The 19712-nt window shown below is 60.4% G+C and carries 16 protein-coding genes; 7 read left to right on the top strand and 9 right to left on the bottom strand.

Annotated elements, in window-relative coordinates:
- Nucleotides 1–82 precede the first annotated feature (82 nt).
- Complete coding sequence (locus OP495_RS08335; protein WP_280563113.1) at nt 83–3286, bottom strand: multidrug efflux RND transporter permease subunit; 3204 nt, start codon at nt 3284–3286, stop codon at nt 83–85.
- A gap of 3 nt (nt 3287–3289) precedes the next feature.
- Nucleotides 3290–4540: an efflux RND transporter periplasmic adaptor subunit gene (locus OP495_RS08340; protein ID WP_280568527.1), complete on the bottom strand. Its 1251-nt coding sequence runs from the start codon at nt 4538–4540 to the stop codon at nt 3290–3292.
- Between the two features lie 160 nt (nt 4541–4700).
- On the opposite strand from OP495_RS08340, the gene OP495_RS08345 reads away from it, so the two are divergent.
- A complete protein-coding gene (locus tag OP495_RS08345; protein ID WP_280563109.1) occupies nt 4701–5324 on the top strand; it encodes a TetR family transcriptional regulator in 624 nt (207 codons plus the stop codon).
- Here OP495_RS08345 and OP495_RS08350 read toward each other — a convergent pair.
- From OP495_RS08350 to OP495_RS08360, 3 genes are all read right to left on the bottom strand, one after another.
- Complete coding sequence (locus OP495_RS08350) at nt 5321–6154, bottom strand: fructosamine kinase family protein (RefSeq protein WP_280563108.1); 834 nt, start codon at nt 6152–6154, stop codon at nt 5321–5323. The two genes, OP495_RS08345 and OP495_RS08350, sit on opposite strands and share 4 nt — an antisense overlap.
- Before the next feature lie 67 nt (nt 6155–6221).
- Nucleotides 6222–8054 (bottom strand): monovalent cation:proton antiporter-2 (CPA2) family protein, encoded by a 1833-nt coding sequence (locus tag OP495_RS08355; protein ID WP_280563107.1) that lies wholly within the window; start codon nt 8052–8054, stop codon nt 6222–6224.
- A 67-nt stretch (nt 8055–8121) separates the two neighbouring features.
- On the bottom strand, nt 8122–9264 hold the full coding sequence (locus tag OP495_RS08360) for a GNAT family N-acetyltransferase (protein WP_280563137.1): 1143 nt from the start codon (nt 9262–9264) through the stop codon (nt 8122–8124).
- A gap of 77 nt (nt 9265–9341) precedes the next feature.
- On the opposite strand from OP495_RS08360, the gene OP495_RS08365 reads away from it, so the two are divergent.
- Nucleotides 9342–9638: a DUF4190 domain-containing protein gene (locus tag OP495_RS08365; RefSeq protein WP_280563105.1), complete on the top strand. Its 297-nt coding sequence runs from the start codon at nt 9342–9344 to the stop codon at nt 9636–9638.
- Nucleotides 9639–9740: 102 nt separating this feature from the next.
- A complete protein-coding gene (gene pncB, locus OP495_RS08370) occupies nt 9741–10913 on the top strand; it encodes a nicotinate phosphoribosyltransferase (RefSeq protein WP_280563104.1) in 1173 nt (390 codons plus the stop codon).
- Nucleotides 10914–10959: 46 nt separating this feature from the next.
- Here the strand turns inward: pncB and OP495_RS08375 are convergent, their stop codons facing one another.
- The 4 genes from OP495_RS08375 to gap all read right to left on the bottom strand — a co-directional run bounded on the left by OP495_RS08375 (nt 10960) and on the right by gap (nt 14908).
- Nucleotides 10960–11766 carry a dienelactone hydrolase family protein gene (locus tag OP495_RS08375; RefSeq protein ID WP_280563103.1) on the bottom strand — a complete coding sequence of 269 codons (807 nt, stop codon included), beginning with the start codon at nt 11764–11766 and terminating at the stop codon, nt 10960–10962.
- 80 nt (nt 11767–11846) lie between these two features.
- Complete coding sequence (locus OP495_RS08380; protein WP_280563101.1) at nt 11847–13163, bottom strand: sensor domain-containing diguanylate cyclase; 1317 nt, start codon at nt 13161–13163, stop codon at nt 11847–11849.
- Nucleotides 13164–13238: 75 nt separating this feature from the next.
- Entirely contained in the window at nt 13239–13526 is a 288-nt protein-coding gene (locus tag OP495_RS08385; RefSeq protein ID WP_280563100.1) for a hypothetical protein, read from the bottom strand.
- A 380-nt stretch (nt 13527–13906) separates the two neighbouring features.
- Nucleotides 13907–14908, bottom strand: coding sequence for a type I glyceraldehyde-3-phosphate dehydrogenase (gene gap / locus OP495_RS08390; RefSeq protein ID WP_280563099.1), 1002 nt, complete (start codon nt 14906–14908; stop codon nt 13907–13909).
- Between the two features lie 166 nt (nt 14909–15074).
- Here gap and edd point away from each other — a divergent pair, with 166 nt between their 5' ends.
- From edd to OP495_RS08410, 4 genes are read left to right on the top strand one after another with little or no spacing between them, the layout of a single operon-like run.
- Nucleotides 15075–16946, top strand: a complete 1872-nt coding sequence (edd, locus tag OP495_RS08395; RefSeq protein WP_280563098.1) for a phosphogluconate dehydratase — start codon at nt 15075–15077, stop codon at nt 16944–16946.
- The gene (glk, locus tag OP495_RS08400; protein WP_280563096.1) at nt 16947–17906 is read left to right on the top strand and encodes a glucokinase; all 960 of its coding nucleotides are present in this window, start codon (nt 16947–16949) and stop codon (nt 17904–17906) included. It begins immediately after the preceding gene.
- On the top strand, nt 17903–18775 hold the full coding sequence (locus OP495_RS08405) for a D-hexose-6-phosphate mutarotase (RefSeq protein ID WP_280563094.1): 873 nt from the start codon (nt 17903–17905) through the stop codon (nt 18773–18775). Before glk ends, OP495_RS08405 begins: the two co-directional genes overlap by 4 nt.
- A complete protein-coding gene (locus OP495_RS08410) occupies nt 18772–19647 on the top strand; it encodes an aldo/keto reductase (RefSeq protein WP_280563093.1) in 876 nt (291 codons plus the stop codon). The genes OP495_RS08405 and OP495_RS08410 overlap by 4 nt, the downstream gene beginning before the upstream one ends.
- Nucleotides 19648–19712: the final 65 nt, after the last annotated feature.

The raw sequence follows: 19712 nt of genomic DNA on the forward strand, positions 1-19712 counted from the left end.
ACCAACCAGTATCCCTGCATAAACGGCCGCGCACAAAAAAGCCAGGGCGCGAGGCCCTGGCCATAGTCGGTTCAATCAAAGATCAGTGGCTGTTTGCCGGCGGCCCAGACGTTTCCGACGCCTCGTCATCCTCCTCGTGATGAGAGGATACGCCCCGTTTCTTCTGCAGCCATATCTGCACGTTGGCGATCATGGCGTAGAAGGCCGGCACGAAGAGGCTGGCCAAAACGGCCACCGAGGCCATACCCATCGCTACCGTGGTACCGATATGATGACTATTGGTGTCGTTGGCGCCAGTCGCGATGGCCAGCGGCAAGGTCCCGAAGATGAACGCCAGCGAGGTCATCACGATCGGCCGGAAACGCAGCTCAGAGGCAGTCAATGCGGCATCGCGGATCGACTTGCCGAATTCGCGTCGCTGCAACTCGGCAAACTCGACGATCAGGATGGCGTTCTTGGCCGCCAGCCCGACCACCACCAGCATGCCCACCTGGACATAGACACTGGTGTCCAACCCACGCAACACGATCCCGCCAATGGAGCCAATAAAGGCGAATGGCACCGCTGTAATAACCGCCAGCGGCAATGCCCAGCTCTCGTACTGCGCCGCCAGGATCAAGAAGACCATCAAGATACCGAAGGTAATGGCAATGATCGCAGCATTGCCGGCATTGGCCTCCTGAAAGGATGTGCCTGTCCAGCCCATGCCCCAATCATTGCCGAGCTGTTGCTGAACCACTTCTTGCATCGCGGCGATCGCCTGGCCCGAGCTATAGCCCGGCGCAGGGCCACCCTGGAACTGCGCCGACGGATAGACCCCGAAGCGCGATACCACCGATGCCGCCGACTGACGTTCTAGCGTCACGAACTCGGAAATCGGAATACGCTCACCATCGCCGCCACGCACGAATATCTTGTTCAGATCGTCGGGCGTCTTCCGGAACGTGTCCTCGTTCTGCATGTAAACCTGGAAATTGCGGTTCTGATATGTGAAATAGTTCACGAAACCGCTACCCAGCGTATTCGATAGCGTCGTATTGAGGTCATCGATGGAAACGCCATAACTCAGCGCTTTTTCCTGGTCGATATGCGCTCGATAGGTCGGTACCGAGGCGTCGAAGGTGGTAAATACCTGGGCAAGCTCCGGACGCTTGTTGGCGGCTTGCATGATTTTGCCGGAGGCTTTCATCAACTCCTGGGAGTCGGCCCCGCTATAGGACTGCAGATATCCGGTAAAGCCCCCCGTGGTGGAAAGACCAATGATCGGCGGCATGTTGAAGGCCCTCGCTGTACCACCTTCCAGGCCGGCCGCCGTCTGGTTGATTTCGGCAATAAGGTCCTCGACGGACTTGTCGCGTTTCCCCCACGGCTTGAGGGTGACGAACATCACGCCCTTGGCCGTGTTGACCGCGCTGGATAACATGTCATAGCCGGCCACCGTGGTGGAGTACTCCACCGCCGGGTCCTGCTCGATCTTGTTGCTCAGCTTATCCATGTACTCGGTAGTTCGCGCCACGGACGCACCCTGCGGCAAGGTGACACTCGCGATCGCGATCCCCTGATCGGTCTCGGGAATTAGTGTCGACGGATTGGTCTGATACAACCAGTAGGAGAAGCCGATGATCAATGCCGCGAGCACCAGCGTCAGCACCCAGGCCTTGACCAGCAAGCGCACTATCGCCATGTAACCACGCGTCACCCAGTCGAAGAAGCGATCGAACAACCGGAATGGCGTCGAGGCGGCACGCGCGATCTTGGAATCGCCCAACTCTGACTTATGTTTGACGAAAAGCGCACTCATCGCGGGTGTGAAAGTCAACGCCACGATCGCCGAAATGGCCACGGAAATCGCGATGGTCAACGCGAACTGCTGGTAGATTTGGCCCGTGAAGCCCCCCAGGAAGGCCACCGGTATAAACACGGCCGCCATGATGAACGAGGTCGCGATAACAGGGCCGCTGACTTCCTTCATGGCGGTGATGGCCGCCTTGCGTATGGGTATTTCGGGATCTTCCTCCAGTAATCGCTCGACGTTTTCCACCACCAGTATCGCGTCATCGACCACGATGCCGATCGCCAGCACCATGGCAAACAGCGACAACAAGTTGATCGAGAAGCCGAACATGTACAGCCCGGCAAAGGTACCGACCACCGACACCGGCACCACCGACATGGCAATGATGGTAGTACGCCAGTTCTGCAGAAAGATGAACACGATAACCGCGACGATCAGCAGCGCCTCGATGAACGTATGGAACACCGATTCCACCGAGGCATCGATGAATAACGTGGTGTCGTAAGGCACTTCGTACTTGAGCCCCGGCGGGAAACGCTCGGAGAGCTCGTCCATCTTGCTCTTGACGGCCTCGGCGGTTTCCAGAGCATTGGCGCCCGGCTGCTGATTGATCATGATCGGCGTCATGGTGGCGCCGTTCATGTTGGCGTTGACCGAATAGGACGACGCCCCCAGCTCGACACGCGCCACATCACTCAAGCGCAACGCCGATCCATCGTTATTGGTGCGCAGGATGATATCGCGGAATTGGTCCGCATCGGCCAAACGCCCCGGCGCCGTAATGGTATACGTATACGCGCGCGCATCGTCTTGCGGCGCCTGGGCCAAGGCCCCCGCCGGAATTTCGGTGTTCTGCGAGCGAATGGCACTGGCCACCTCGGCCGACGTCATATCGTACTGCGCCAGCTTGTCCGGATTGAGCCAGATACGCATGGCGAACTCGCCACCCCCCAGCACCTCGGCTGTCCCCACGCCGGGCACCTGACGAAGCTCATTGAGGATATTGAGCGTGGCGTAGTTCTGCATGTAGATGTTGTTGTATTCATCCGTCGGCGACGTCAACGCCACCAACATCAAGATACTGCTAGAACTCAGCTCGACCGTCACGCCTTGCGACTGCACCGACTCGGGCAACTGGGAAAGCGCCTGCTGGACACGGTTATTGACGTTGATCGTGTTGATATCCCCGTCAGTCCCGATGTCGAACGAGACGTTCATCCGCATCGATCCGTTGTCGGCGCTGGTCGAGGTCATGTAGATCATGTCCTCGACCCCGTTGATCGCTTCGGCGATCGGAGCCGCCACGGTCTTCGAGACCGTCTCGGCGTCGGCACCGGGATAGGTCGCCTCCACGGAAACCGTGGGCGGTACCACGCTGGGATATTGCTCGATGGGCAAGACACGCATCGCCATTATCCCGACCACCGTCACGATGATCGAAATAACGGTGGCGAAGACCGGCCGTTTTATGAAGAAGTTGGAAATATTCATCCGTCAGGCTCCACCTTCCTCGCTAGCTTGGCTATCGGCATCGGAGGAGCCTTTCTGCTGGGTCTGGTTTCCAGGTGCAGCCTCGCCTTCTTCGGCACTCGAGAGCGCTTCGACATCACCATTGAACGGCTGAGGATCGATGCTCGCACCGGCGCTGATGTTACCGGGATCGCTGACCACGACGCGGTCTCCCGCCTTGATTCCATCCGTAATGATCATCCACGGACCAGCAGTGTCGCCCAACTGAACGGTTTGTGTAGTCACTTTATTCTCGTCATTGAGCACATAGACCTGTGGGCCCATCAGCCCTTGTGTCACGGCGATTTCGGGCACGGCAAACACATCAAAACGCTTCACGCCATCCAGCTCGACACGCACGAACTGTCCCGGCATGAACATGCCATCGGGATTATCGAAGAAGGCATTCGCCTGCACGGTGCTGGTGCTTTCACTGACACGCGAGCCCAGGAATTCCACACGCCCTTTCAGGGTCTGCCCCGGCAACGCCGGGATCTTCAGCTCGGCGGTGATCGACTCATTGCCCTGTTGCTGGCGCTGACGCCGCAGTTCGAAGGCTTCTTCCTGAGGCAGTTGGAAACGCACTTCGAGAGGGTTGAGCGGAGTAATCGTCGCCAGCTCAGTACCGTCGTTGACAAGATTGCCGAGGTTCACCTCGCTCAGGCTGATCATGCCCGATACCGGCGCCTCGACATCGGTGTATTCGAGATCGATACGAGCGCTATCCAATGCCGCCTGCGCCTGGGCGACGCTGGCACGCGCAACCTTGAGATCGGCCTGCGCCTGATCACGTTGCTGCACGCTGACAGAATTCTGCTTGAGCAGACGCTGATAGCGGTCGGCGTTGGTCTGGGCCAGTTCCGCATCGGCCTGCGCGCTTTGCAGATCCGCCTCGCGTTGACGTACTGTCGCTTGATAGGTTTCAGGCTCGATCGTATAGAGACTCTCGCCCTTCTCGACCTGCTGGCCGGGATCGAAATGTCGCTCTTCGAGGTTACCGCTGACGCGGGCCACGACAGTGACTTCATTATCGCTACGCAGCATGGCAGGATAAGATTTGTCGAGCGAAATGTCGCGCTTGGCCATTTCCATGACCTGAGCCTTTTTGGGCGGCGGAGAAGAAGCGTCACTTGACTGCTGCTGGGCATCATCATCGCCGCCGCAGCCCATCAGCAGTACGCCCGCCAGCGCCACGGCCCAAAGGCCCCGGCGCTCGTTCCCTGTCGTGGATACCATCGGTGTTTTACCTTGTTTGATCGAGATCAATGATGGCTAAGACTACACGCATACATACATGAATGTAAATGCCATTCACTTGGGGTATGATGGCTAAAAAGTCTCGCCTCTCGGTGCTCATTCCCCACCGTCTGGCCGGATTCATCAACGAGATCACGCCATGCCCCGCAGAACCAAAGCCGAAGCCGAGGCCACGCGAGAAGCCTTGCTCGATGCTGCCGAAGACGTCTTTCTCGAAAAGGGCGTCTCACGTACCTCGCTCGAACATATCGCGCGTCATGCCGGCATGACGCGAGGCGCCGTGTATTGGCACTTCAAGAACAAAGCCGACCTTTTCCATGCCATGCTCGACCGGGTCAAGATGCCGCTCCAGCAGATCATCGACGACATTACCGCCGAGCGCCAGGCCAAAGGCCCGCTGGATACGCTGCGCCTTGCCACGTTACACGCCTTCGAGATGCTCGAACGCCCACGTTCATGTCGCGTCCACACCATCTTGATGCATCGCTGCGAATTCATCAGCGACATCAACCCAGTGGAGCTGCAGAACCGCCTGGCCTCGGATTGTCGCGAGGTCGTGCGGCGCTGTTTTCAGCAAGCCCACGACGAGGGCCTGCTCATCGACGCAATCGCACCGGACGTCGCCACCCTGATGCTGCACTCAATGATCGGCGGCCTGGTACACGACTGGCTCCGAGCTCCCGATAGTTTCTCGCTGCGCGAAAGCGGCGGCGAGGCAATAGACGGTCTGTTCTACCTCATTACGCGTAGCACCCAACCCTAAGTTATCTGCAAGCGCGCGATGGCCCGCTCGACGCCCGTTCGGTAAGCACCACCGAACAGTAGCAGGTGATTAAGCAGCGGATATAATTGGAACAAGGTCTCGCGACGCTCCCAGTCATCAGGTCGAGCGCCGTCCCAGTAAGCCTCGGAAAACGCCTCGCCCGGGGCGCCGAACAGCGTCAGCATCGCCAGATCGACCTCGGGATAATGATAGTAGACAGCAGGGTCGATGATGGCCGGCCCCTCGGGCGTGGTGAGCACATTGCCGGACCACAGATCGCCATGCACGAGGCTTGGCGGCACGTCCGGCAACCACGTCTCGAGTCGGCCGGCGACATCACCCAGAGCATCCAGCGTCGTGGCGGACAGCAAACCGCGCTCATTACAGGCCTTGCCCAGCGGCATCAGCCGCTGCTCGCGTTGAAACACGCGACCATCATCACAGGGCGTGTTGCGCTGCGCTGTGGGTCCGCAGCGGTTGTCATTCAGCCATCCATGATGCTCGCCGTGAACGGCATGCAACTCGCGCAGACCTGCGCCTAACCCCGCTGCGTCACGCTTGCCACCCGCTGCCAACGCCTCCATGACCAGCCACTCTCCTTCCTGGGCGATCACCGCCGGCACTTTCAACTCCGTGTTCGCCCGGTGCAAGGCGCGCAGACCTTCGGCTTCGGCGGCCAGGGCCTCAGGGTCGTCGCGCTTGACCACCACCGCGCCCTGATCGGTTTCCAGCCAGGCGACCTCGGCGATATCGCCCCCCGCCAAGGCTCGGGGCTCGCCCCGAGCGACAAGATGTTGCGACGCCAGCACGGCCCGCAGCGCTTCCTGCATATCAACCTCCGTCAATCAATACCTCTGGTCTGAACCGAAGCCCTCTTGAACCCGCGGCAAGGCATACTCAACGTTCGTCCGACATGGATGTAGTTGCCGTGTCCGATGCCGTATCGGCTCCCGTTTCCTTGCCTCGGCGCTGCTTCAATTCCTGCTGAAAAAGCGCTTGGAATTCAACAATGGCTTCATGCTCGGTCTTCCTCAAAGTCTCCACATCATGGCGATGAGTATAGGAAGCTGCCAGCAACTGGTTATCGAAGTCGCGGAAGGTGCGCACGGCCTCCAGCGCATTGGAACCGGGATAGCCCAAGCCCTTGAGTACTTCCACGCTCATTTCCATGCTTGAAGCGAATGTCTCGCGCATGACGGTATCAACCCCGATCTCCATCAACTTCCAGGCATGATGACGATTGCGCGCGCGGGCGAAGATTTTGAGCTGCGGGTAGTGGTTGCGCACCATACGCGCGATGGTCAGTGCCGCCTCCTCATCGTCGACAGCGATCACCAGCACCTTGGCTTGCGCGAGACCCGCCGAGCGCAAGACATCGAGGCGCGCAGCATCGGCATAATAGATACGCGACCCGAAGCGGCGAATGAATTCCACTTGGGTAATGTTGGGGTCGAGTGCGGTGAAGTTGATGCCCTGCAACTTGAGCACACGCGCCACCATCTGCCCGAAGCGCCCCAGCCCCGCGATCAGGACCGGCGGCGTCTCATCGCCGAAGTCCTTGTCGTAAGGGCGATTTACTCCGATCCGGCCAGCGAGCCAGTTGCCGCCACGATAGAGGAACGGCGTCAATGCCATGCTCAGCGTTACCGCCGCAATACACAGGCTGGCGATGCGTTGATCGAAAACTCCCGCACTGACCGCTGCACTGAGCAATACGAAATCGAATTCACCGCCTTGAGCGATCACCGTCGCCAAACGCGGGATCTCCTGACGCGGCAATCGCGCCGCCATGCCCACCAGCATTATGACGACTAGCTTGGCCACCAGTAGCCCCAGGGTGATGCCCAGCACCCACCATACGTTGTCGAAGACGAGCGTCAGATTGACCGACATGCCCACGGCGATGAAAAACAGCCCCAGCAGGATGCCCTTGAAGGGCTCGATGTTGGCTTCCAGCTCGTGCCGATAAACCGTATCCGCCAGCATGACGCCCCCCAGGAAGGCCCCCAGCGCCATGGACAGGCCCGCCCATTCCATGACCAGGGCCATGGCCAGGACCAGAAACAGCGCCGCGGCGGTGAACACCTCATGTACACCGCTGCGCGCGATGAGTGCCAGTACGCGCGGAAAGACCAGGCGCCCAAAGACGATCGCGCCGAGCACCATGCCCACGGCCTTGCCGATATCGAGCCACAGCGTCGCTCCGGCGTTGGCGCCCAGATCACCCGCGAATAACGGGAGCAAGGCCAGCAACGGGATGACCGCCAAATCCTGGAAGAGCAGGATGGCAAACGCCGTCTGGCCATGGGGCGTCGCCAAGCGGTGCTGCTCGTTGAGAATCTGCAGAGCGAAGGCCGTGGAAGACAGCGCCAGAATCAACCCCAGCAGCACTGCGAGATCCCATGTCAGGCCCAATGCCAGACCGATGGGAGTCAGCAACACGCCACACCCCAGGAATTGCAAAAGCCCCAGCCCGAACAGCTGCTTGCGCATGCGCCATAGACGCGAGGGTTCCATCTCGAGACCAATGAGGAACAACAACATCACAACGCCAAACTCGGAGAAATGCAGCACCTCTTCAGGATCGGCGATGAAGCCGAGCACGGATGGCCCCAGCAGCAGCCCCACCGCGAGATAGCCCAGTATCGAGCCCAATCCCAAGCGTTGAAACAACGGCACGGCGATGATGGCAGCGCCTAGCAGTACCGCTGCCTCATAGAAAAAATTCATGCGCTAGTCTTCCTCATATGATCCCTCCATGACCACGCCACGGTACGCTCCCGGTGATGGTTCCTGTTCATGGCACATGGCGAAACGGTAAGCGCTCGTGACATGCCATTCGATACGCCCCCATGGCCTGACGTTCCTCGACGCAGAACCGTGCGGCCGCCTCCCGAAATCCGGCATGCGGCAAGTAATGCAACGAAGTGCTCAGCTCGGGCGAGAAGCCGCGCAACAACTTGTGCTCACCCTGGGTACCGGGATCGAAGCATTGCAGCCCCTGTTCCAGGCAGTATTCGATGCCTTGGTAATAACATGCTTCGAAGTGTAGACAGTCGGCAACGACTTCACTCCCCCAGTAGCGCCCATACAACGTATCACCGCCTCGCAGATAGAGCGCCGCAGCGACCGGTGTATCACCCTGGCGTACCTGCACCAGCATGAGCGCCTCGCCCATCGTCACGCGCAGCCGGGTAAAGAACGCTTCGCTGAGATAGGGCATCTGCCCACGCTCGAGATAGGTGATGCGATAGCAGCGATAGAAGTGAGCCAACGCCGCAGTATCGATGTCGCTCCCGCTCAGTCGGTGCAGACTCAACCCCTGTTCGGCGACCTTGCGGCGTTCGCGGCGAATCTCCTTGCGCCGTTTCCCCAGCATCGACGCCAGGAAGCCCTCGAAATCGCCGTAACCGGCATCGCGCCATTCGAAACGCACTGCCTCACGTCTCAGCAAGACTGGCCACTGCGCTTGCCACTGCTCAATCTCTTGCTCATCGGCAAACAGCAAATGCCAACCCGACAAGTCGTCGCCCCACTCCTCGAAAAAAGCCGCCACCGTTTGTATGGCCTGGGCGGACGAGATGTCGGGTGCCACGGTCAGGCGCGGCCCGACGGCAGGCGTGAAGGGAATGGCACTCAATCGCTTGGGATAATACCGGCCACCGGCACGCTCCCAGGCGTCGGCCCAGCTCCAGTCGAAGACGTACTCGCCAAAGGAATGCATCTTGAGATAGTGCGGCAGCACGCCCACCAAGCGTTCATCCTGCCACAGCGAGAGGTGACGCGGCACCCAGCCACTCTCGGTATCCACACAGCCGGTGCTTTCCAGGGCATCCAGGAACTCGTGCCGCAAGAAAGGGTAGCGCTTACCCACCAACGCATTCCATGTTTCGAGCGGAACATCGGCAACGCGCGTCAGTTCCCGTACCGTCAAGCCCATCGCTACGCCTCCCGAAGCGGATTCCCGAATATCACGGCTCATGCTAGGGTGAAATCAACTCATTTCTGGAGCAAGCGATGCCCCGCGACACGTCCGTGCCATCCACGCCACCACAAACGCCACAGTTCAACACCATGGCTATCGTCGCCTTTGCGCTCAGTGTGCTGGGTATTTTCGTGCTGCCTAGCGTACTGGGTGGCGTCGTCTGCGGCCATCTGGCACGCCGACAGATCCGTCGAACGAATGAACAAGGCGACGCCTGGGCACTGGCGGCACTCATCCTCGGCTATCTGCTGATCCTGCTGTCGATCGCGGGCTTGTTATTGTTCGGCGGCTTCATGATCACCATGTTCGGTGTCATGGCCTTCATGTAAGGACTTCACCAGCCGACGCACAGCCCGGCGGCAGTGGTGCCCATCGTATAGCTGCGCTAAGCTGGCACCCCCGTTTCGGAACCTCGCCGTATAGGATGCACGATGCTGGATTCGCTCCTCGACAACGACTTTTACAAGTTCACCATGCAAAGCGCGGTCATCAAGCGCTTTCCTTATGCGCGAGCTCGCTATGCGTTCATCAACCGGGGAGACCACACCTTCCCTCCCGGCTTTGCCGAGCGACTACGCGAGGCAGTGGACGCCATGGCGAATCTGTCGCTGACCCTCGAGGAAAAGCGCTACCTGGAACGCACTTGCCCCTATCTCGACCCGACTTATCTCGACTTCCTCTCGGGGTTTCATTACAACCCCGAGGAAGTCGAAATCGTACAGCAGGGCGGACACTTCACGTTGCGCATCGAGGGACTCTGGTATCGCACCATTCTCTGGGAAGTCCCGCTGATGGCGCTGATCAGCGAGATCTGGTATCAAATGGGCGACGGTCAGCGCGACTCGGATGCGCTCATCGATACCCGCACCCGCGACAAGATCGAACACTACAAGCGTCTAGGTCTCAAGATCGCCGAATTCGGCACCCGTCGGCGCTATTCCTATAGCGTCCACGACCGTGTCGTGGCGTCACTATGCCACCACGGTGGCGATACCTTTTCCGGCTCGAGCAACGTGCACCTGGCCATGCGGCATGGCGTCAAACCAATCGGCACGCATGCCCACGAGTGGTTCATGTTTCACGGTGCGCGCTTCGGCTTCAAGATGGCCAACAGCCTGGCCCTGGAGCATTGGGTAGATGTCTATCGCGGCGATCTGGGCATCGCGCTGACCGACACTTTCACCTCGGCTACCTTCTTCGACAGCTTCGACAAGAAATTCGCCAAACTCTTCGATGGCGTGCGTCACGATAGCGGCGACCCACTCGAGTTCGCGGCCGCCACCATCGCGCATTACGAACGTATGGGCATCGACCCGCGCACCAAGACCATCATCTTTTCCGATGCCCTGACCCCCGAGCGCGTGGAGCGTATCGACAACTTCTGTCGTGGACGCATCACCACCGCGTTCGGCATCGGCACCAACTTCACCAATGATGTCGGTGTCACGCCAATGAACATGGTCATCAAGATGACCGAGGCACGCCCAGAGGGGCAACACTGGATCCCGGTGATCAAGCTCTCCGACGTTCCCGACAAAAATACCGGCGACGCCGACATGATCGAACTCGCCAAGCGCGTTCTGGCCCTCTCCCGGCGCGCCTGATTCGGCGGCAATCTGGAGGCGCGACAAGGCGCCGCCAGATTGCATGTCAGTCTTTGTTGAGAGCGCGGTCCAGCGCCACCAGGGCCGATTGCCAAGAGGCCGCATCGGCGGCGGCATCATAACCCAACGGTAGATCGAACTCGTCGGCCTGAGCATCGGACCCCGGATTGCTGAAACCATGCTTGGCGCCTGGGTACTGCACCACGCGCACCTCGGCGCCCTGATCGCTTAGCGTCTGTGCCATCGACTCCAGCGCATCCGCCTCGACCAGGCCGTCGGCCTCGCCATTGTGAATCTGCACGATGCCATCGAAGGGCTGCGGATCGGAGACCGCTTGAGTGGGACTGCCATGGAAACTGATCGCCGCCTCGATGGGCATGCCCGCCAGCGCCATGTTCATCACCACGCCACCACCAAAGCAATACCCCATCGCCGCCATGCGATCGCCACGCACATAGGACTGTTCCCGCAGCTTGGTCATGGCTGCCTCGAGGCTCGCACGCGCCGTGGGCCAATCGCTCATCACTCGCTGGGAAAATGCCTTGGCGTCCTGCGGATGCGCCGCTGTCTTGCCCTTGCCATACATATCAACCGCCAGGGCGACGAAGCCCAAGGCCGCCAACTGATCGGCGCGTGACTTGGCGTAATCGTTGAGGCCCCACCATTCGTGCACCAACAACACCGCTGGGCGCGGCTCCTCGTCATTGACGTTGCGTGCCAGATACCCTTGATACGTTTCTCCACCAGTGGAGTATTCGAACGTCTCGCCGACGACCTTCGGGCCTTCCACAGTCTCCGCCCAGGCACCGAGACTCAGCATGCTCAGCAAACAAGCCAGCAGAATTCGCATCATGTTCTTCTCCTTGATTCTTACGCCGTGTCCGGCTAACGCGCGGCGATGCGGCATACGAGGTAGGGTAATGGCATAACGTGTCATATGGGTTGCGGTGGCGCCTGATGCACGCGGTTACGGCCGTTGTGCTTGGCGGCATAGAGCCCCATGTCGGCACGGTGTAGCAGCGACTCCCCCCCCTCGCGGGATTGGCGCTCCGCCACGCCGAAACTTACCGAGAAGCTCAGCCATTCGCCATGAAATTCGACCCGCACGCTTTCGAATTTCTTGCGCAGTCGTTCAGCCAGCAACGCCGCGTCGTTCAGCGACTGACCGGCCAGCATCAACGAGAATTCTTCCCCGCCGATACGTCCGAACACATCGTGATCGCGCAACGCAGTGCGGCATATCTCGCCCACGCAGGCCAACACCAGATCGCCGGCCGCATGCCCCCAAGTGTCGTTGATCGTCTTGAAATGGTCGATATCGAAAATCACCAGGGACACACGCTGGGAAACATGATCGGCGGCTTCCAGGCCGCTACGCAAGCAATTCAAGTAGGCGTCACGATTGAGCGCCCCGGTGAGGCTATCTGTTGTCGAAAGCTCATGCAGACGATGTTCGCGATGCTTGCGATCGGTAATATCCCGAGCCACCGCGAGGATCCATTCGTAGCATTCACTGGCAGGATTCAAATAGGGCGAGCAGCAGGTCTCCAGCCACACATAATGGCCTAGCCGGTGACGCATGCGGAGCTCCATGCGCAACGGCTTACCATGACGCGAGGCATCGTGAATCAGACGCTGCACGCGCGGCGCATCGTCCGGCGGCAACAACTCCAGCAGTCCGCAATCGTGCAGGGATTCAGGGCGATGCCCGAGCAGACCGCGTACCGACGGCGACGCAAAGCGGCATTCCCCATCAGCATCCATCAACAAGATGGCATCGCTGACATGCTCGACGATAAAGCGATAACGGCGCTCGCTATCGGCCAGTTCCTCAAGACGGGTCAGCGCCACCTGCGTCTCGCTGATATCGGCCAAGGAACCGATCAACTCGATGACATCGCCCATGGCGTCACGCTGTACCGCGATATCGTCTTGCATGTAACGAACATGCCCCTCGGCACACGCAATGCGGTAATACAGCCGAATACGCGACTTACCCGCCGCCAGCCCCGCGAACAGACGTGCCTCGACTTCCTGGGCATCGCGCACATGCTCCAACCACAAAGCGGGGGTAGACTGGAGTTGAGCCCGCGTGGCGCCGATCAGCGTCGCGAGATTATAGCTGACGTAGTGCAGATCGTTGCGCCACCAGCCGGGGCCGGTCGCATATAGGATGGCGGGAGAGTCCTCCAGCAATGCATCGCAATCGCTGGGTAGCGTGGAGAAACCCTTCGCGGCCGATATATCCATAATGAGTCATCGCCCCACTTCACAGGCTTCGTGACGAATTCACACGACCGCTGACTCGGCGAAGACACAAGCGGACTACTGCACCCCGGTGCGCCGCTGTGGCGGCGAGACCGGTGAGGCCTCCGGTTCGGCTTGCTCAACGGGTCGGCGATCATGTGTCTCGAGATAGGCCGACACCAGGGTGCGCAGCTCTTCAATGCTCAGCGCCACACGCTCGCAACGGGGCTGTCCCGACCAAGCGACGTAGACGGCAGGCGTGTCGCGCGATTGATCGACACCGGTGATCTTTCCTTGGCGATTGCGGTGTCCATCGCGCAGCATGACACCGACCAGCCGATGAGCCTGTTGCACAAAATCGCGCATGATGCCCGTTCCGTTGATGAGAAATGATGCATGCCTTTCACAGTATATCACAGGAAGGGTATAAACCCGACCATAAGGTCATGATGGACCCATTATGGCACTTCGTCATTCTCTACAGGACAGGAGCTTAGGCATCGTCACGAAAGTTGCAATATGCCAATGGCAATGCGGTGCCGCCTTAGCTTGAATATCGGCCGAGGGGTGTCAAATCTTGAGCGTCCCGGCAGAAAAAAGGCGCCCTGAGGCGCCTGATTTCCCGAGTACCTGACGTACCCGATGAGAAGCGAGAGCGAACGGACAACGATCGAGCGGAGCCGTGAGTGCGCGAGACGTGTATCCGGACGCTCCCACACGGGGTGGTTACGTCACCGACGACAGCCTTACTTGGCCGCGTGCATTGCCAGTGCCGTATCCAGCATACGGTTGGAGAAACCCCATTCGTTGTCGTACCACGCCATTACCTTGACCAGGCGGCCGTTGACGCGGGTGTGGTTGGCGTCGAAGGTGGACGAGTTCGCATCGTGGTTGAAATCGATCGACACTAGCGGCTGGGCATTGGAGGCCAATACCGGAGAATCCTCGGCCGCCTTCTCGACGATGGCGTTGATTTCTTCCTGGGTGGTTTCACGGCCAGCAGTAAAGGTCAGATCGACCAGCGATACGTTGATGACCGGCACGCGTACTGCCAAGCCATCGAATTTTCCTTCAAGCTCGGGCAATACCCGACCCACAGCCGCTGCAGCGCCCGTCTTGGTAGGGATCATCGACTGGGTCGCGCTACGCGCCCGGTAGGGATCCTTATGATAAACGTCAGACAGATTCTGGTCGTTGGTATAGGCATGCACCGTCGTCATCAGGCCGCTTTCGATGCCCACCGCATCGTTGAGCGCCTTGGCGACCGGCGCCAGGCAGTTGGTGGTGCAAGAAGCGTTGGAGACCACACGATGCTCGCTGGTCAGCATGTGCTCGTTGACGCCGAACACCACCATGGCATCGGCATCGCCACTGGGCGCGGAGATCAGCACACGCTCAGCGCCGGCCTCGAGATGCTTGGCGGCGGCGTCACGCTTGGTAAAGAGCCCCGTGCACTCCATGACCAGATCGACATTCAGCGATGTCCAGGGCAAGGCGGCCGGATCACGCTCGGAAAGTATGCGGATGCGGTCGCCATCGACGTGCAGTGACTCTTCGTCGTGCCCCACCTCGAACGTGAAGTGCCCATGCACGCTATCATGCTTGAGTAGATGGGCGTTGAGCGACGGATCGCCCAGATCATTGATGGCGACGACCTCAACGCGGTCGCGATAACCATTTTCGTAGAGAGCCCGCAGTGCGTTACGCCCGATACGCCCAAACCCGTTGATTGCAATACGCAGCGTCATAATGGCTTCCTCTCTTTGATTGGCGTGGACCCAAGGATACGATAAGACCCTTTTGGAAGAATACTACAACTATCCCCATAATTTGGGCAAAAGACGCACGACCATCAAGGTATTTTTTGCTAAATTTACTTACATGATCATCCACCGCACTTGATGAGGTCCTGACATGCCACTGAATCAGACCGTTGCCGACGTTACTCGCCGCATCGAAGAACGCTCCAAGGAACGCCGGGCGCTCTACGAAAAGCGCATGCACGATCAGTACAAGCGCGGGGTCCACCGTAGCGATCTCAGCTGCGGCAACCTTGCTCATGGCGTCGCCTCCTGCGGTAGCCAGGACAAGAATCAGCTCAAGCTGATGAACTCCGCCAATCTGGGCATCATATCGGCCTACAACGACATGCTGTCGGCGCACCAGCCCCTCGAGACCTTCCCTGCTACCATCAAGGATGCCGCTCGCCAGATGGGCTCGACCGCCCAATTCGCCGGTGGCGTCCCCGCCATGTGCGACGGCGTTACCCAGGGCCAGCCCGGCATGGAGCTGTCTCTGTTCTCACGCGATGCCATCGCCATGGCCACGGCAGTGGGTCTGTCGCACAACATGTTCGACGGCGCCCTCTACCTCGGGGTGTGTGACAAGATCGTCCCGGGGCTGTTCATTGCAGCGGCGCGTTTCGGCCACCTGCCGGCCACTTTCGTGCCCGCCGGCCCGATGCCCAGTGGCCTGCCCAACAAGGAAAAGGCCCGGGTCCGCCAGCTGTTTGCCGAAGGCAAGGCCACACGTGAAGATCTGCTGGAAGCAGAGTCGCAGTCCTATCACAGCCCCGGCACCTGCACCTTTTACGGCACCGCCAACTCCAACCAGTTGATGATGGAGATGATGGGCTTGCATCTGCCCGGGACATCGTTCGTCAATCCTGGCACCGAAATGCGCGAGGCCCTGACTCAGTTCGCCACCCAGCAAACGATTCGCAACACCGAGCCGGGTGGCGATTACCGACCCTTCTACAAGCAGATCGACGCCCGTGCCATCGTCAACGCCATCGTCGGCCTGCTCGCCTCGGGCGGCTCCACCAACCATACCCTGCACCTGGTGGCCATGGCCGCTGCTGCGGGGCTGACCCTGACCTGGGATGACTTCACCGATCTTTCCGCGGTGACGCCGAGCCTGATGCACGTCTACCCCAACGGTCAGGCGGACATCAACCACTTCCAAGCCGCGGGTGGCATGAGCCTTCTGTTCCGTGAACTGATCAAGGCCGGGCTCATCCATAGCGACATCCCGACCGCGTTCGGTACCGACATGACGGCATACACCAAAGAGCCCTTCCTCGAAGACGGCGAACTGATCTGGCGCGAAGGTCCCGAGCAAAGCCTCGACGAAGACGTCCTGCGACCAGTATCGAACCCCTTCTCCCCGACCGGTGGGCTGACGGTACTCGACGGCAACCTGGGGCGCGGCGTGATCAAGATCTCCGCCGTGAAGCAAGAAAATCGCCTGGTTGAGGCACCCATTCGGATCTTCGAGGATCAGAACGACTTGCAGAGCGCCTTCGAAGCCGGCGAGCTGGACCGCGACGTCATCACCGTCGTCCGCTTTCAGGGACCCCAGGCTAACGGCATGCCCGAGCTGCACAAGCTCACGCCCTACCTCGGGGTCCTGCAGGATCGCGGCTACAAGGTCGCGCTGGTGACCGACGGCCGCATGTCCGGCGCCTCCGGCAAGGTCCCCGCGGCGATCCACATGACACCCGAGGCCCTCGACGGCGGTCCGTTGGGTAAGCTTCGCGATGGCGATGTCGTGTGCCTCGACGCCGACAACGGCCGCCTGGAAGTAAAACTCGACGCACACACCTGGGCGCAACGCGAGCAGGCTATCGGCGATCTCGACCACTACCATGTGGGTCTGGGGCGCGAACTCTTCGGCGGCTTCCGCCAGCTGGCCATGCGCGGCGAGGAAGGCTGCAGCGTGCTGGGCGGCTTCGAGGCCGACGACCTCGCTCGCCAAGGAGCGCACATTCAAGGCGAGGAGGCTTGAATGAGCCGACCTGCCTTGATTGGCGACATCGGCGGTACCAATGCTCGCTTCGCCTTGGTGACGCCGGGGGCTTTCGATCTTCATGCCATTCGAACGCTTCCTTGTGCGCATTACCCGACACTCTCCGAGGCGATTCGCGCCTACCTCGACGAGGTGGGCGCGGAAATCCCTAGCGAGGCCTGCCTCGCCTTCGCCTGCCCCGTACACAACGATGAAGTCCGCATGACCAACAACGCCTGGTGCTTCTCCAAGCACCAGGTCACCGAGGAGTTCGGTTTTGAGCTGTTCAAGGTCATCAACGACTTCACCGCACAAGCCCTCGGCGTCCCCCACGTGGATGCCAAGGACCTGGTACCGCTGGGGGAAGGCGAGGCCGCACCGGGCAGCGCAAGACTGATCTTCGGCCCCGGCACTGGCCTGGGTATGGCGGGCCTCTTTCCCGGTCAGCACGACTGGATACCACTGCCTACCGAGGGCGGGCACATCTCCTTCGCGCCCACCGACGCACATGAGCGCGAGCTGCTGGCATACTTTCACCAGCACTACGGGCGGGTCTCGGTGGAGCGTATTCTCTGTGGTCAAGGCTTGCTGGATCTTTATCGCGCGAATGCACATCTGGCTAAGCGGATTGCCCACTACAACACGCCCTCCGAGGTCACCGGCGCGGCACGCGCCGGTGACCCGCTCGCGCGTCAGTCTCTAGAGCGCTTCCTCAAGATTCTCGGCGATGTCAGCGGCGATGCAGCCCTGATGCTCGGTGCACGCGGCGGCGTCTATCTGTGTGGCGGCATCCTGCCACGCCTTCTCGACTGGCTACCCCACAGCCACTTCCGTGACGCTTTCGCCGACAAAGGGCGCATGCACGCGTACACTGCTCACATTCCCGTATGGGTAGTCACGGCACCCTGGAATGGGCTGCTAGGTGCCTGCGAAGCGTTACATAACGAGGAGGTAGCATGATTCCCGATTCCCTGCGTAAGTTGCTCGACGCGACTCAGGGGCAGCGCGAAGCCGAATGGCAGGAACGCCGCGTGCTGTTGTTCAATACCGACTGGGGCGAATTGGCAGTCTCTCTGCAAGGCGCCCAGGTGCTGCATTTCCAGCCCTCCGCCGAGCGCAGCGATGGCTGGTTGTGGTTAACCCCGACCCCGCAGGCCTTGCCAGGCACGATACGCGGCGGCATCCCTGTCTGCTGGCCATGGTTCGCCGACGAGGCGCCGGACGGTCGTGGCCCCATGCATGGCACTGCGCGTCAGGCCGAGTGGCGACTGGACGGTATCGACGAAGAAGACGAAGGCGTCGAAGTGCACCTGTCGCCGACAACGCGCCTCGACGAACAACTCACGCCCCGCGTGATGATCCACGCCAGCGCCCGGCGTCTGCATGTCGAGCTGATTACCGAACACCGCGGTGAAACGCCAGTGAAATTGACCGCTGCATTGCATAGCTACCTGAGTGTTGCGCATACGTACCAATGCCGTATCGAGGGTCTGGCCGGCGCGCGTTACCTGGACAAGCGCCGGGACTTTTCCGAGGCGCACCAACAAGGCGAGCTCGGCGTGCGCGGCCCATTGGATCGCATCTACGAATCCAATCGCCCACTCGTACTCGACGACGGCGCACGTCGCCTCCAGATCACCAAGCAAGGCAGCGATTCCACAGTGGTCTGGCATCCCGACACTGAATTGCCCGGCGATACACCCGCCGACATCGGCTCCCGTTTTCTGTGCGTCGAGGCCGCCTGTACCCGCGTCGACCCCGTATGGCTGGTGCCTGGCGCCCAGCACCTCCTGGCCACCACCCTGACCCGTGAGGACATGTTGCAATGAGCGATGAGCTGACGTTCGACGTTCCCTTCGTACTGGGTATGATGCGCCTCCACGAGCGTCCCGAGCTAGCCGACGCCACGCGCTTGGCCGACTGGATCGAAGCACGTCTCGATGAAGGGCTAGATTGGTTCGATCACGCCGATATCTACGGCAATCGCGAGTGTGAACGACTGTTCGGCGAGGCCCTGGCACGGCGTCCATCGCTCAAGGCCCGCGTCAAGGTGATCACCAAGACCGATATCGTGCTGCCCGCACGCGACACGTCGCGTTTCGGCGTCAAGCATTACGATACCTCCCCCGATTACCTGAATACGCGGATCGACGCGTCGCTGGAACAACTGGGCATCGAGCGTCTCGAGCATTTCCTGTTGCACCGCCCTGACCCGCTACTCGATGCCCATGCCACCGGCGCCGCACTGGATGCCGCGATCGACGCCGGCAAGATCGGCGCAGTAGGGGTTTCCAACTTCTTGCCCGAACAGTGGCGACGCCTGCAGGCCGCCATGCGCCACCCACTCGGCGCGCATCAGTTCGAGTTGTCACTGGCACGTCCGGAAGTACTTTTCGATGGGTTCTACGATGCCGTGATCGCCGACGACCTGGCGCCCATGGCCTGGTCGCCACTAGGCGGTGGGCTGGTCTTCGAGGATGTCCTGGGCAGCACGCTGGAGCACTTCGCCGAAGAGTTCGAGTCGAGCACTGCCGGATTGGCATTGGCCTGGCTACGACGTCTGCCGGGGCATCCCGCGCCAGTCATCGGTACCCTCAAGGACAGCCGTATTCAAGCACTGCACCGCGACAGTAACCTGATGTTAGACCGTGCCGCCTGGTTCGCATTGCTCGAAGAGGCACGCAGTCACCGTGTGGCCTAGACGGTGACTCGCATGCAGCTTTCGTCGAAGGCCCATTGTGGAACCAGTGACAGGCTGACACGATT

The organism is Chromohalobacter sp. 296-RDG (assembly GCF_029889885.1).
Classification (GTDB): domain Bacteria; phylum Pseudomonadota; class Gammaproteobacteria; order Pseudomonadales; family Halomonadaceae; genus Chromohalobacter.